10 protein-coding genes, 2 tRNA genes and 1 pseudogene are annotated in these 13,626 nt (G+C 44.9%); 6 read left to right on the forward strand and 7 right to left on the reverse strand.

Annotated elements, in window-relative coordinates; all coding sequences use genetic code 11:
- Positions 1 to 2: 2 nt before the first annotated feature.
- The 6 genes and pseudogenes from GWP40_RS13370 to GWP40_RS03250 form a co-directional block, all read right to left on the reverse strand.
- Positions 3 to 2,133, reverse strand: a pseudogene (locus tag GWP40_RS13370) (methyl-accepting chemotaxis protein).
- A 211-nt stretch (positions 2,134 to 2,344) separates the two neighbouring features.
- Positions 2,345 to 2,674 (reverse strand): hypothetical protein, encoded by a 330-nt coding sequence (locus GWP40_RS12635; protein WP_230974571.1) that lies wholly within the window; start codon positions 2,672 to 2,674, stop codon positions 2,345 to 2,347.
- Positions 2,661 to 3,041, reverse strand: a complete 381-nt coding sequence (locus GWP40_RS12640; RefSeq protein WP_230974572.1) for a hypothetical protein — start codon at positions 3,039 to 3,041, stop codon at positions 2,661 to 2,663. The genes GWP40_RS12635 and GWP40_RS12640 overlap by 14 nt, the downstream gene beginning before the upstream one ends.
- Positions 3,042 to 3,045: 4 nt before the next feature.
- Positions 3,046 to 4,215, reverse strand: coding sequence for a DUF8084 family protein (locus tag GWP40_RS03240; RefSeq protein WP_212566028.1), 1,170 nt, complete (start codon positions 4,213 to 4,215; stop codon positions 3,046 to 3,048).
- A 26-nt stretch (positions 4,216 to 4,241) separates the two neighbouring features.
- On the reverse strand, positions 4,242 to 7,745 hold the full coding sequence (locus GWP40_RS03245; protein WP_212566029.1) for a tetratricopeptide repeat protein: 3,504 nt from the start codon (positions 7,743 to 7,745) through the stop codon (positions 4,242 to 4,244).
- Positions 7,738 to 8,481, reverse strand: coding sequence for a tetratricopeptide repeat protein (locus GWP40_RS03250; RefSeq protein WP_212566030.1), 744 nt, complete (start codon positions 8,479 to 8,481; stop codon positions 7,738 to 7,740). Before GWP40_RS03250 ends, GWP40_RS03245 begins: the two co-directional genes overlap by 8 nt.
- 34 nt (positions 8,482 to 8,515) lie before the next feature.
- Here GWP40_RS03250 and GWP40_RS03255 point away from each other — a divergent pair, with 34 nt between their 5' ends.
- The 4 genes from GWP40_RS03255 to GWP40_RS03270 are packed head-to-tail and all read left to right on the forward strand — an operon-like array spanning position 8,516 to position 12,998.
- Positions 8,516 to 9,886 carry a tetratricopeptide repeat protein gene (locus GWP40_RS03255; protein WP_212566031.1) on the forward strand — a complete coding sequence of 457 codons (1,371 nt, stop codon included), beginning with the start codon at positions 8,516 to 8,518 and terminating at the stop codon, positions 9,884 to 9,886.
- Between the two features lies 1 nt (position 9,887).
- Positions 9,888 to 10,565, forward strand: a complete 678-nt coding sequence (locus GWP40_RS03260; RefSeq protein ID WP_212566032.1) for a metallophosphoesterase — start codon at positions 9,888 to 9,890, stop codon at positions 10,563 to 10,565.
- On the forward strand, positions 10,555 to 11,610 hold the full coding sequence (locus GWP40_RS03265) for a ribonucleotide-diphosphate reductase subunit beta (RefSeq protein ID WP_212566033.1): 1,056 nt from the start codon (positions 10,555 to 10,557) through the stop codon (positions 11,608 to 11,610). The genes GWP40_RS03260 and GWP40_RS03265 overlap by 11 nt, the downstream gene beginning before the upstream one ends.
- Positions 11,611 to 11,618: 8 nt before the next feature.
- A complete protein-coding gene (locus GWP40_RS03270; RefSeq protein WP_212566034.1) occupies positions 11,619 to 12,998 on the forward strand; it encodes an MATE family efflux transporter in 1,380 nt (459 codons plus the stop codon).
- A 51-nt stretch (positions 12,999 to 13,049) separates the two neighbouring features.
- Here GWP40_RS03270 and GWP40_RS03275 read toward each other — a convergent pair whose 3' ends face one another.
- Complete coding sequence (locus GWP40_RS03275; RefSeq protein WP_212566628.1) at positions 13,050 to 13,283, reverse strand: hypothetical protein; 234 nt, start codon at positions 13,281 to 13,283, stop codon at positions 13,050 to 13,052.
- 85 nt (positions 13,284 to 13,368) lie between these two features.
- Here GWP40_RS03275 and GWP40_RS03280 point away from each other — a divergent pair.
- Positions 13,369 to 13,442: transfer RNA gene (locus GWP40_RS03280), tRNA-Asp, on the forward strand.
- Between the two features lie 75 nt (positions 13,443 to 13,517).
- Positions 13,518 to 13,589 (forward strand) — tRNA-Pro (locus tag GWP40_RS03285).
- Positions 13,590 to 13,626 lie beyond the last annotated feature (37 nt).

Genomic DNA, 13,626 nt, shown 5'->3' on the forward strand with positions numbered 1-13,626 from the left:
GGCTATATCCGAAACTTTCCCACCTCTTGCGCCAAATGCTCAATACTGGTTCTATTTTGCGCTGTGATAGACACGACTTCTTCTACCGCATTGGTTATTTGTTCGGCGCCGGAAGCAATTTCGGTCATGCTGTCGGTCGTTTCCCGTGTAATTTCCGCTAGTTTTTGCATCTCTGCAGCAATTTGTCTACCGCCTTCAAGCATTTCTACGGAAGCGGAACTTACCGCTTTCGTTACCTTATTGATGGTCTCGATGGCCGATAAAACTTGCGATCCGTTCTCCTCTTGTTCATGCATCAGATCTACAATAGAATCTTCTTTTCTCGAAATTTGGCTGATAAGTTCGTACACGTCGGTAAAGGTCTTTTCCGCTTGCATACCGGCCTTGGAAACTTGCTCGATAATTTCCGTCGATTCTTTAATAACTGCGCCTATTTGTTTTCCCTGTACGTTGGATTCTTCGGCAAGTTTTCTAATCTCATCGGCAACAACGGCAAAGCCTTTGCCTGATTCTCCTGCGTGAGCTGCTTCGATAGCAGCATTCATTGCTAAAAGGTTTGTTTGACTTGCAATATTCTGAATTACCTGACTCGCTTCGAGCAAGGCTTCGGAGCGTTCTGCAATTTGTTTAACAATCTCATTTGCAGTCCGCGCTCCATCTTTACCGATTTTCATTTGACCGTATGCGATTTTAATCAATTCATCATTTTGAGCGAGCGCCTTGTTGATATGAGTGATATTCTCAGCGGTCTGTGTTATTAACGCCGAAGACTGCGCAATGCTTTCCGACTGCGTTGTAATTCCTTCAACGAGCAGGCTTAATTTTCCTTGAATTTGCTCACCGGTCGCAGCCGTTTCCGTTACACCTGTTGCTTGCATTAAAGCTTTTTCTTTTACCGTTGCAACATTACTGCCGATTTCTTTTACTGCGGCCGCCGTTTCTTCCATATTGCTTGATAAGTCGGAGCCGATGGCAGTCATTTTATCCGCCTCTTCTGTTAAGACGGTGAGCATACGGTGGGTATGCTCCGTTGCCGTATTCAAATTGATCATCAGCCGTCCGATTTCATCGTTGCGTTTTATCGTTATGCGGTCGGTAAGATCACCTGCCGCAATCTTTGCAAACATAGCCTCAAGCCGTGCAAAATAACGTCTAAGTGCCCGGGAGGCAATAATTGCCAAAGTGAAATAAATAACAAACATCAGTAGTCCGATGAGGAGCATAATTCTGACGAGCGCATAAAACAACGAGAGAATTTCCCTTTGTTCTACAATGATAATAAGTTTCCATCCTAATTCGGGAAGCGGAAAGATATAGGCTTTTCTGTTTTTTTCCATCCACTGTAATAGAAACAGTCCCTTCCTTTTTTTGAATGATTTCCGAGAAAGCAGCATTGACATCTCTTAGGTTTTTAGAATTGAATGCGCTATGGGTTGCATCCGCTAAAATCATTCCGTCATCCTGTACGAGCATACAATATCCCGTATCTCCAATTCTGATACTGCTGATAAACGATGTTAAATCCGTTAAATTGATATCCACACCGACACACCCTAGCAATGCACCATTACTGTCTTTTACAGCCTTTGTCACCGCTACGACGGGAGTACCATCTGTGGCAATATATACCGGTGTGATAACTATATCGCCGTTCGCTTCTGCCGCCTGTTTATACCATGGTCTTTGGCGGGGATCGTACCCTAGCTCATCTTCTCCAGTCCATGAAGATGCTATTCCACCCCATCGGGTTCCCATATAGACATCTTGAAACTCGGTAAAACTTTTTTCTATAATTCTAAACAGTGTTACAAGCTCCCGCTCCGATCTTCCGGTATGCGTATATATTATTCCCGATTTTTGCGCTTCTATCGTATAATTGTAAATAGTTTCATCAGCGCCTTGTACGGCAGGATGGGAAGCAAGCATGGTTACAACGTTTTCGCCTTTTTGAATGAGGAGTTTGATCGATTTTTCGATATTGAAAAATTGTTGAGCAGTAAACTCATTAAATTGTTCGGTATTTCTCTTATAAAGCTCATAGCCGACAACAGCGCTAATAAAGCTGATAATCGAAATGATCGTTATAGTGATTGCCCGCAAAAGCCTAAAGCGAATGGAAACAGCCTTTTTCATGGTAAATCTCCTTTTATAGGGAATTTTTTTCGATAAAAAGAAAATCTCATTACTGCTTTTCTTTCATGTTTAAGAATGGACATTTTGATAATATGTTTGAAAATACGAGATGGTATAGATACCTTTCACTCATATCAAGCTTTCCTTGTTAATTCTTTTTATTATATACCATAGTTAACAATATCGTCAACTTAAATATTCAGAAAAGTAATTACGGCAGCGGGAGCGGTGTACTGAGAAAGCCGATCGATTGGTCTGTATTTTCTCCGAAACACTGGATATATCGCGCATCCGTAGGTCTATTTTCGAGCGTTTCAAGCGATCCGTTTTGCCGGTCGCCACCGTTCGGTTGTAGTTGATACACGGAAAGCGGTTGTAAATCGGCGCTCAGCATAATCAAAGAATAGGATGCGCACGCTGCACTATCGGTAATGTGTAACGTCCATTGCTCATTTTCCAGCGTAAATTCAAAGGGTAAGAAAGTGAGTATCTGCGGCGCCGCTTGCAGTGAAAAGGCGGTCTCCGTTTTATTCCCACCCAAATCGGAAGCGGTAAGCGTATATTGCCCTGCGGGAAAAGAAAAAACGGCGAGGATATTTGAACTTATTTGAACCTATCCATTGAGCATTCTTTGAATATGCTGCTTCCTGTAAAAAAACGGTATTTTCCCGATGGCAAGACCATTCAAGACCGGTAGCATCTTCGCGTAACGTCAAGTCTTTATAATCGTTTCTTCCATCGCCGTCTTCAAGTAATACAAAAGCAGCCAATCGCTCCGTCACGGTGCCTTGTCGGTTATAGCTGTATATCCGCTGTTTTTTTACAAGCGTAACGGATGGTGTATTAAATGAACAGGCCGCCGACAATAACACGACAAAGAACAGACACGGAAAAGAAAAGCGCTTCATCGGCCTAGAACATAAAGGAAAGATTGACAACCGTCAGATCGGAAGCGGCTTTGTTTGCACTGGATTCAAAGTGTACATTTCTACTTTCGCATTGCTCGATTAAATATGAAATATAGTACATTCCAAGACTGCAAATATCCGAGCCTTCCGGTAGCGCACGATAAAAATCAATGAGCGAATTTTTATTAATATCCGCTTTCTTCATGTCGTTTATACTTGCTTTTATTGCTTCCGACGAACTCGCTTTTGCTTTGTTGTACACTGAAATCTGCATCTTTCCCTGTGTCCCGATAGAAGTGGTACTTCCTCCTCCGATTTTCCATGAAACAAAGACTTTCTCTTCCTTCCTTCTCAGTTCGGCAATAAGTAATTGGCGAACTTTCGGATCGAAAAGCGCGTCTTGAGGATCTTCGATATTCGGGAAAAGCTGCTTTGCCTCATTTCGCATATTCATGTTTTCTGCGCTTAAAATCAACTCCATCAGCACAAGCGAGATATATTCTGCTATTTTGGTTTTGTCGATATATTCATTCAAGCTGGTACGGATTGTCCGTATGATGAGGTCAAAATTCGGAGCTGATTTAAACTTGGTAATGATAAACCAAATAAACGGCCGGAGATTATTGAGGAATTTTTCGCTCAAGAAGAGCTTCATATTTTTATCTGCGGGGGAAAGATCTTCTTTACTGATAAAGGCAGACAGCGGAGCAAGAATTTCTTTCTTTGTTGTATAGATGAGTTCTTCATTTTTCTTTAAAATCGCCGCCAAATAGTGTTGATTGATGTGCGTTTTTTCATCGATAATATTTGCAGGGTTCAATCTATTCCATTTTTTTAGTACCGGTGAAGCTAAAATCTGTTTAAATATGAACATATCGTACTGACGGTATAATAGAGAAAATACAATCAATTTTGACAAGTCCATAATTTCTTGGCGTAAAGAAACCAGTTCAGACTGTGAAATTTCAATCTTTGAAATATAGTTTGCGAGGATGAGGCGTTGAATGTTATCGGGGACAAAAGAATCCAAAGAGATTCCATACTCTTCAACATTCCCTGCCAAGGTAAATCGCAGCAGCTTTTTATTTTGCTTAATAAAGAAAGTTGAACCTTCCTGCGTTAAAACCAACTTAATAGGAAGATTTAATAACCGTTTCTTTTCTCCTGATGCCATAATCGTTATCCTCGCCTTACTATTTTTTAGAGATTAGCCAATAACTTTTTAACTTCGGCTGCATTGCGATAATTCGGTTTTTGCTTAAGTAACTGCTCAAAAATCGCCTTTGCCTCCGTTTTATTATCTAGACTAATATACACTTTTCCAAGCTCATAGTAACTATCCCATGCTTGCGGATTTATTTTGATGATAGCCTGATAGGTGTCGCGCGCATTTTCTTTTAACCCGGCTGATAAGTAGACAGCTGCAAGATTTTGCCGTGCATCGATATCTTTCGGCGTAGCTTTTATCGCATTTGTATAATAATCGATAGCTTTTCCGTACTGATTTTTTAGCCCGTAGAGCTTTCCTAAATTCATATTCACTTCAAAATTTGAAGGCTCCGCCCGATATGCGGCTAATAGATGCTGTTCCGCGCTATCAAGACGCCCTGCTTCAAGCTGAATCCGCCCAAGGTTGATACGAGGCTTGCTATAGTTTCCGTCAGCTGTAACTGATCTGCTGTAGTAATCCTCGGCTTCGCGCAGCCGATTGTTTTTTTCGAGCGCTAATCCATACGTGTATAAGAAGCGGGCATCTTTATCGTTAACAGCTAATGCTTTTTGGGCATTTTGCAACGCTTCTGCCGCCTTGCCGAGTTCAAGTTGTACCGCAGCAAGGTTATAATACGTTACCGGATCGGCATCACCGAGCGTTAACGCTTCTTTAAAATAGCGCTCCGCTTGTTTTGCATCCTTTTGTTTTGAATACACTTGCGCCATCTCTTTTAAGGCGGAAGTATTTGACGGTTCCAACGCCAGCGCTTTTCGGTAGTTATTAATCGCTTCACCGTAATTGCGCTTTTTATCCTGCATACGGGCTATTTCAATCCATGCCCGAACGTAATCCGGCTTTAACGCAGCAGCTTTTGAAAAAGCCGTAAGGGCGGCATCATTTGCATTCATAATCTTATGCGTCATACCGAGATTGAAAAAAGCCGCTTCAAATTGCGGATTTGATTTTACCGCTTGCTCAAAAGCGGTACGTGCCTGCGGATATTTTTTCTGTGCAAAATACTTTCTGCCCAACTCATAATTGTATTGAGCATTTTGCGGATCAAACCGACGGGCTGCCTCTAATTCCTGCACTGCAAGCGCCGCATTGTTTTGGACATCTGCAATTTGAGCATATATATAATGAGCCTTTGCGTCATCGTTTTTAGCTGCTATCGATTTCTTAATATAACCGGATGCCTCGTTCAGCGCTTGAGTTTTATTAGCCGGCGATGCCTTTGAAAGCGACTGCATAGCCTCCGCCATTTCGCGGTACTGCTCAGCTGCAAAGACCGCATCACCGGAAGGTATTTGTCCCGCCGCTTTACTGAAAGCGCTTTGCGCTGCGACAAAATTACCGGCTGCAGCGGCTTTTTTTCCTTGCTGCACCAGTGCGTCTACTTCGCGTTTTTTAGTTAACAGCTCCGCTTGTGCTTTTTTGGCGGCCGCAGCTTCGGCTGCTGCACGGGCTTGAGCCGCCGCTTGTGTGTTTGCATTATTTGCCGTATTAGCTTGGTTCGCCTTATTCGCTGCTGCATTGTTTTTTTGCGGTGCAGCTGGTTGTGTTTGCCGTGAAGCAGCCGCATTTGTTTGCTGTGCGGTCTGCGGTTTTGCAGAGGGGCTTGTTTGCGCTTGCAGCGCCGACTGCGCATCGGCAATTTTTGCAGCTAAGGCTTGTGATTCGGAAGTATTCTTTGCTGCGAGTCCCTTTTTGATATACTCATCGGCTTTTTTCAATGCACCTGCTTTTGTCTGCTTATCCGTTGAATTTTCCGCCAAGCCAAACATTGCGTCAGCCATTTTGCGGTAAGATTTTTCTGCAAAATCATTATCTTTAGGCATAAGGCGGCTTGCTCTGTCCAAAGCAAGGATTGCATTATTCAGCTGTTTACGCTGTGCTGCGGCTGTCCCTTGCGCTATAAGGTTTTCTACCTGTTTGTGTGCAGCGGTTTTAGGCTGCTCTTGCTCTTTGCGCTGCTCTTCGGCTTTTTTCTGAGCAGCGGCTTTAGCAGCCTGTTCCTGCTGTTTACGCTGCGCCTCGGCTCTTGCCTGTGCAAGCCGCTCCTGCTCTTTGCGCTGTTCTTCGGCTTTTTTCTGAGCAGCGGCTTTAGCAGCTTGTTCCTGCTGTTTACGCTGCGCCTCGGCTCTTGCCTGTGCAAGCCGCTCCTGCTCTTTGCGTTGTTCTTCGGCTTTTTTCTGCGCGGCAGCTTGGGCAGCCTGTTCCTGCTGTTTACGCTGCGCCTCGGCTCTTGCCTGTGCAAGCCGCTCCTGCTCTTTGCGCTGTTCTTCAGCTTTTTTCTGCGCGGCAGCTTGGGCAGCCTGTTCTTGCTGTTTACGCTGCGCCTCAGCTCTTGCCTGCGCAAGCCGCTCCTGCTCTTTGCGTGCATCGAGTATTTTAGCGTACAGATTGCGGGCGCCGGAGTTGTTCTGTGCGGCGAGCGCTTCTTTAATATAGCTTTCGGCTTTATTTAGCGACGTCTGTAAATCATTCGGATTTGACAGGCGCTGTGCAAGATTGAGCATTGCATCAGCCATATCCATGTATGAATCGCTTGCGAACTGTTTATTGTCCGGCATCGCGGCTGCCGCTTTATCGAAAGCGGATATAGCGCCATTCAGCTGCCGCTTGTTTACGGCATTCTTCCCTTGTCCGATCAGTTCCACAACCTGCCTTCGCTGCTGTTCCGCTCGATCCTCTTTGCGTGCGCGTTCTGCCGCTTGTTGTTGGGCTAACAGCGCCTGCTGCCGTTTTGCTTCGGCCGCTTTTTGGTACTCGTCTATAATATTACTATAAAGCGCACGGGCATCCGTATTGTTACGAGCTGCAAGAGACTTCTTTATATACCGCTCCGCCTCATCGCGGGCTTTTTGAACGGTTTGAGCATCAGGCGCTGTTTTCGATAATAAAAAGAGTGATGATGCCATATCGTAATACGAGACCGCTTCAAAATCTTTGTCATCAGGCATCGCTTCATCAGCATGTTCAAAAGCGGTAAGCGCATTGTCCAGCTGATTTTTTTGAGCGGCGCTTTTCCCTTGCACAATGTAGTCGCGTACTCTATTGCGCTCTTCTTCAAGCTTTTGATTTCCGGTTGCCTGTCCCGTTTCCTGCTCCTGTATTCCGCGGTTAAGCGCAAGCGCATCATCACCGAACACTCCCGGATAGGGCTTGCCTCTTCCGTCGTTACTTCCGTCTTGAGCGCCGTATTGTTTTGCAAGACTTTCATTGGCAGCTTGTGCCGCCAAAAGCCGTTCCTGTTGTTCCGGAGTGAGCTCATTGCCGTCATTTTCGGATACAAAAAAATCGTTATTTCCTAAAATATCGGAGGATTGCCCGGAAGCTGCTCCCATACTGCCGCCGTTCAGTTCATTTTTTGAAATCGGTACATTATTTGTCCCTTTTCCGCCGAAAATAAGAGAGTACCCGCCCCAAATTAAAAGACATAGAACAATACCTGCTGCCGTTCCGATTAAATATTTGTGTAAATCATTCAAGATTATAGTCCTCCGAATAGTCAAGCGTTTCATCCGAACCGACGGAAAGAGAAGAAGCATTATCTACCGATTGTAAATTTGCATTTATTTCATCTTGTAGCTTTTTATACCGATCCTCTGCAGCCTTTCGCTCCGCTTCTTCCGCCAGCTTCCGCGCTTCTTCTTGCATTCGAATCATTTCCGCTTCACGCTGTTCCGATTCCAAAAGAGATACCATACGCTGAATTGCCTGTCTTTGGGAAGTAGCGGGGTCGAGATTTAAATAAAATTTATAATCTTCCAATGCTTGCGGATATTGTTCCAATTTAATATAGGTATTCGCTCTATTCAATACTGCCGGCGGATAGGCGCGGCGTGCTGCCAGCGCTGCGGTATAAGCCTCTTCCGCTTCGGTAAACCGGCTCTGTAAAAAGTAGACATTTCCCAGATTATAGGAGTAGAGATAGGCTCCCGCCGTATCTTTACTTTTGCCGGCCAACAGCTGCTGTTCGGCCTCAGCATATTTACCGAGGCTGATATAGCATACACCCAAATACAGATTGATTTTAGGATCGTTCTTTCCTTCCGCCGCCGCCTTATAGAAAAGCGGAACAGCCTTATCCGGTTGATTATTCAGCAGCAATTTCTTTCCCTGCGTTAAAGCATCCTCCGTAAAGCCTGATGTGAGAGCTGTTAACAGATACATAATGATCGGAATTAACTGCCGAGCCGATAGTATACGGCAAATACGCTTCATTGACATTACCTCTCAAAAATTATACCATAAAATTATGTCTTTGTACCTTATTAGTTTCATTAGTGTTCTTGCTTTTTTCATTCTATTACTCGCTTTTTTACTGATACGTTCGATTATTTCACCGAAAAAAACAGCTATAATAGAAAAATATATCAATGCCGGCAAGTATGCGACAGCAATTAAACGGGCAAAAGCTATTATAGCAAAAAACCCGCGTGATACGAAAGCCCATTATCTTCTTGGAAAGGCTTATTTGGCCGACGGTCGTGCCGAACTTGCATTGATGGAATTTAAAACCATCAGTAAGGCGACCTTTGAATCGAAAGCGCAAGAAAAAGAATTCCGAAATTTAACGGCACAGCTGTATGAACGCTTTCAACAACATACCGAAGCCCTTGCCGAATATGCGCTGCTGATAAAACTCGATCCCCAAAATGCGGAATATTATTATGCAATCGGACAGCTTTTTGAACAACTCAATAAAACAGAACAAGCTATTTTTCATTACCGACAAGTGATTAGCCTTAATCCTAAACATGCTGCGGCTCATGCAGCGCTCGGATTACTTCTGTTCCGCAATAAGTTGATGAGCGAGGCAAAACAGGAAATCGCTACCGCATTGAAGCTTGAACCGGATAATACAACTGCGCTGTACTATCAAGGGCGGCTGCTCCGTGAATCAAAAGAATATGCGCAAGCGCTGGCTTCATTTGAAAAAGCAGCCCGCAATGCGGATCTTCGACAAAAGTGTTTTACCGAACGCGGTTTATGCTATCTTGATGCAAACAGCCTCGAGAAAGCCGCTTTTGAATTTGATCGCGCGCTTAAACTTACAACTGCAAAAAATACGAATCCCGATACGTTGCGGCTCCGTTATGCGGCTGCGGCATGCTACGAAAAAATGAGAGACCTTGACAGGGCTATTGAACAATGGGAGATAATCCACACGGTAACGCCGAAGTATAAAGATGTTGCGGACAAACTGAACCAGTATCGGGATCTCCGTTCAAATGATTATATGAAGGAATATCTTACCGTCAGCGCGGAAGCGTTCCTCAAACTCTGTAAAGCGGTTACGGAACAAGCCTTTGCGCTTTCGGTTCAGTCTCAAAAAGAGATTAAACAAGGCTGTGCGATTATCGCATTGGAAGATAACTCCGAAAAATGGATGAATGTACGCAAGCAGCCCAAACTCTTTATTTATTCGCGGGATAGCGACATCATCGGTGATTCTTTTTTACGCTCGCTGCATGAACAGATGAAAACTCAAGGGTTGGTGCGAGGTGTCGTTATTACCTCAAGCGGTTTTTCGCGAGCTGCATTGAGTTTTGCAGAAAATCGGCCGTTTGAATTAATCGATAAAGACAAACTGGAGTCAATCCTCAAAACAATAAAAGGCATATAGCATGAAGATCCTCTGTGTTTCCGATCAAATTGATCCGCTCATTTACAGTGTCAATATCAAAGAGCGGTATCAAGATGTCGATCTGGTGATTTCGGCAGGGGATTTACCGATGGAGTATTTGGAATTTATCGTTTCATCGTTGAATAAACCGCTCTTCTTTGTGTTCGGAAACCATAATCTTAACGCATTGCCCTATTATCACAAAAAGTTTAGGACGAATGCAACGCTGCAATCCATTGCGGAAGAGCGGACTGAAGGATACGGTTCAACCTATCTCGGTTTTACCACACGCCGAGAGGGCAATGTGCTTTTTGCAGGAGTTTCGGGAAGTATCCGGTACAATAGCGATATCGGGCAGTACACCGAACATCAAATGAAGATGCAGTTGCTTGCATTGGTGCCGCGCCTCATTTACAACAAGCTGCGTTACGGACGGTATTTAGATGTGTTTGTCGCTCATGCGGCGCCCTTCGGTATTCACGACCGTCCCGATCCGTGCCATGTAGGGTTTAAATGCTTTTTATGGTTCATAAAAAAGTTTAAGCCGCGCTACTTTTTACACGGGCATATTCATCTTTACGACTTACAGGCGCCGCGGGTAACCGTCTATGAAAACACAACGGTTATCAATGTGTTCAGCAATTACCTGTTGGAAATAGGAGATTATCATGATAGATAACAAAACCGTACTTGCCCGTAAAAAACTTTTTAACGAAACAGGTGACATCGAAGTCCATTTACGGAAGATGATAGGCGGTAACACTACCAACCTCAACGATTTTAATAATATGAAATATACATGGGCGAGCGAGTGGTACCGGCAAGCGATGAATAACTTCTGGATACCGGAAGAAATCAATATGAATACCGATGTGCAGGATTACCGCAAGCTGAGTCCCGCGGAAAAAACTGCCTACGATAAAATCCTGTCCTTCCTCATTTTTTTGGACAGCATCCAAACGGCAAACTTGCCGAATGTCGGGCAATACATCACCGCAAACGAGGTGAATCTCTGCCTTACCATTCAAGCGTTTCAGGAAGCAGTGCATTCGCAGAGCTACAGCTATATGCTGGACACTATCTGCTCCCCCGACGAGCGGACAGCCATCCTCTATCAATGGAAGGATGATGAACATCTGCTCAAGCGGAACAAGTTTATCGGAGACTTATACAATGAATTTCAGGATGATAAAAGCGCGCTGGCTCTTTTGAAGGTTGCCGTCGCCAATTATATTCTGGAAGGGGTGTACTTTTATTCCGGCTTTATGTTTTTCTATAACCTTGGGCGCAACAACAAGATGCCTGGCTCCGTGCAGGAAATCCGCTACATCAACCGCGACGAAAACACACACCTGTGGTTGTTCCGCTCGATTATCCACGAGCTGCAAAAGGAAGAGCCGCAGCTGTTCACTCCGGAAAACAACGAGCTGTTCCGCAGCATGATCCGCGAAGGCTGCGAGCAGGAAATTGCGTGGGGGCATTACGTTATCGGGGATGACATTCCCGGCCTGACCCGCGGCATGGTTACCGACTACATTCAATACCTCGGCAATCTCCGCTGCGAAAACCTCGGCTTTGAACCCTTATACGAAGGGCACCGCGAAGAACCCGTCTCCATGAGCTGGGTAAGCCAATACAGCAACGCGAACCTCATCAAAACGGACTTCTTCGAAGCAAAGTCTACGGCTTATGCAAAATCTTCCGCGTTAAAGGATGATTTATAGAGCAGAAAATGCAATTTAAAAGATTTTCGCTTGGGCCGACTCATTTTTATCGGCGAGCGCTTGGATTTGCCATACCGGTAATGATTCAGACCTTTGTGCAGAGTCTCGTTTCGCTGATTGATAATTTTATGGTTGGCGGGCTGGGCGATATAAAAATGAGCGCGGTCAATATCACCAATCAATTTACCTTCCTCTTTTTGACGACGATCAGCACCTTTTCCGAAACAGGCGGTATGTTTATGTCCCAGTTTAACGGAGCGAAGGATACCGGCGGAATGCAACAGGCGTATCGATTCAAGCAGATTATGATGCTGATCTGCGCCGCGCTCTTTACGGTTCTCTCATTCTTTTTTTCGGGATATATCCTCGGTTTTTTGGTACACGGAAACCAGCAGGCGCCCGAAATTGTAGCCGAAGGGCAGCGGTATCTCCATGTTATCCTTCTAACCTTTATTCCGATAGCTTTTTCAACCGCGATTACCTCTTCCCTGCGCGATATTGGCATGGTAAAGATCATTATGTACAGCGCGATTATCTCTACTTTGATCAACACGTGCGGGAACTATATTTTGATTTACGGAAATTTCGGTGCGCCGCGGCTAGAGGTAAAAGGTGCGGCTTATGCGACGCTGATAGCCCGCTGTTTTGAAGTTATACTCCTGCTTATCTACGTGCATATTAAAAAGCCTGCGTTCTACGTGCGGATTACCGCGCTGTGGAAAATACGCTGGGAACTGTTTATGCAGATGTTTAAAAAACTCGGATTGGTGTTTGCCTCCGATATTTCGTGGGTAGGTACCGAAACGATTGTCGCGGCGCTGTATAACAGTCGCGGCGGAGCGGAGGTGGTCGCAGGTATGGCTGCCGGTTGGACGATTGCAAATATCTTCTTTTTAATCTTTCCGGTTATTTTTACCTGTGTGCGTATCATTGTCGGCAGCTCGCTGGGGCAGAACAAATTAGATGAAGCCCGCAAGCAGGCGCGGTGGTTCCTTTCCGGCTTTTTTATCTTCGGTATTTTTGTCGGCATCTGCGAAGCGCTGACCGTTTTTATCATTCCCATTGTGTTTATCCGGCTTTCGCCCGCCTCGCATATCATTACGCGGAACCTCGTATGGGTTATCGCGCTTTATATGCCGCTGTGGTCATACCTTAACACGCAGCTCGCAATTTCCCGCGCCGGTGGCGATGCGCAGCTCGGTGCATGGGTGGATATCAGCGTCAACTCAATCGTATTCCTACCGGTGATGATTATCTTTACCTACTGTACTGCGCTTTCACCCGTTGCAATGTTCGGCCTTGCAAAGCTCAGTGATTTTTTAAAGCTGCTCATCGCCGGACATCAGTTAAAAAAAGAACGGTGGGTAAAGAACTTAACCGTCGCGTAAAGGTTCATAAAAAGCAATACGGCGCAGCGCGGAATACAGAGGTATCCACTTTCACACGGAGCAATTACGTTCTTTCGTTCTGCAGTATGCCTTCTTCTTCTTGCAGGAACTGCATCGAATAGAGTTGATAGTAGTGCCTTTTTTTTGCAGCAGCGTCTTTGTCGTCTTCGCACCTTGAATATCTTCGTTGTATGCAGCCGTGAACTGTGCATTTGCCGCCCGTACTCTCCGCTGTGCCTTTAATATCTTTGTGCGCAGGTAGATGCCCAATATTCTTTTTGTCAATACCTCTTGCAATTTATATAGAGAAATTTTTTTGTAATTTTCTCTTGACTTTTTATTCCAAGCAGTATATTATTACCGCCATTACGGGGGCGTAGCGAAGCTGGTTATCGCGCTGGCCTGTCACGCCGGAGATCGCGGGTTCGAGCCCCGTCGCTCCCGAAGAAGCTCACCGCACAAGTGGTGAGCTTTTATTTTATATTTTATTTTATAATCGTTAAGATATAATCACACAAACGGGCAGTAGCGCAGGGGTAGCGCGCTTGGTTCGGGACCAAGAAGTCGGGGGTTCAAATCCCCCCTGCCCGATAATTCCTTCCTGTATATAAACTCGAGTTTTGGGCAA

Source organism: Treponema vincentii (assembly GCF_018336815.1).
GTDB lineage: Bacteria > Spirochaetota > Spirochaetia > Treponematales > Treponemataceae > Treponema.

Excerpts from the sequence above, each read along its gene's own strand:
- GWP40_RS03250 (WP_212566030.1), bottom strand. The coding sequence starts at position 8,481 with ATGAAGCGTATTTGCCGTATACTATCGGCTCGGCAGTTAATTCCGATC.
- GWP40_RS03260 (WP_212566032.1), top strand. The coding sequence starts at position 9,888 with ATGAAGATCCTCTGTGTTTCCGATCAAATTGATCCGCTCATTTACAGT.
- GWP40_RS03265 (WP_212566033.1), top strand. The coding sequence starts at position 10,555 with ATGATAGATAACAAAACCGTACTTGCCCGTAAAAAACTTTTTAACGAA.
- GWP40_RS03255 (WP_212566031.1), top strand. The coding sequence starts at position 8,516 with ATGTCTTTGTACCTTATTAGTTTCATTAGTGTTCTTGCTTTTTTCATT.
- GWP40_RS03240 (WP_212566028.1), bottom strand. The coding sequence starts at position 4,215 with ATGGCATCAGGAGAAAAGAAACGGTTATTAAATCTTCCTATTAAGTTG.
- GWP40_RS03270 (WP_212566034.1), top strand. The coding sequence starts at position 11,619 with ATGCAATTTAAAAGATTTTCGCTTGGGCCGACTCATTTTTATCGGCGA.
- GWP40_RS12640 (WP_230974572.1), bottom strand. The coding sequence starts at position 3,041 with ATGAAGCGCTTTTCTTTTCCGTGTCTGTTCTTTGTCGTGTTATTGTCG.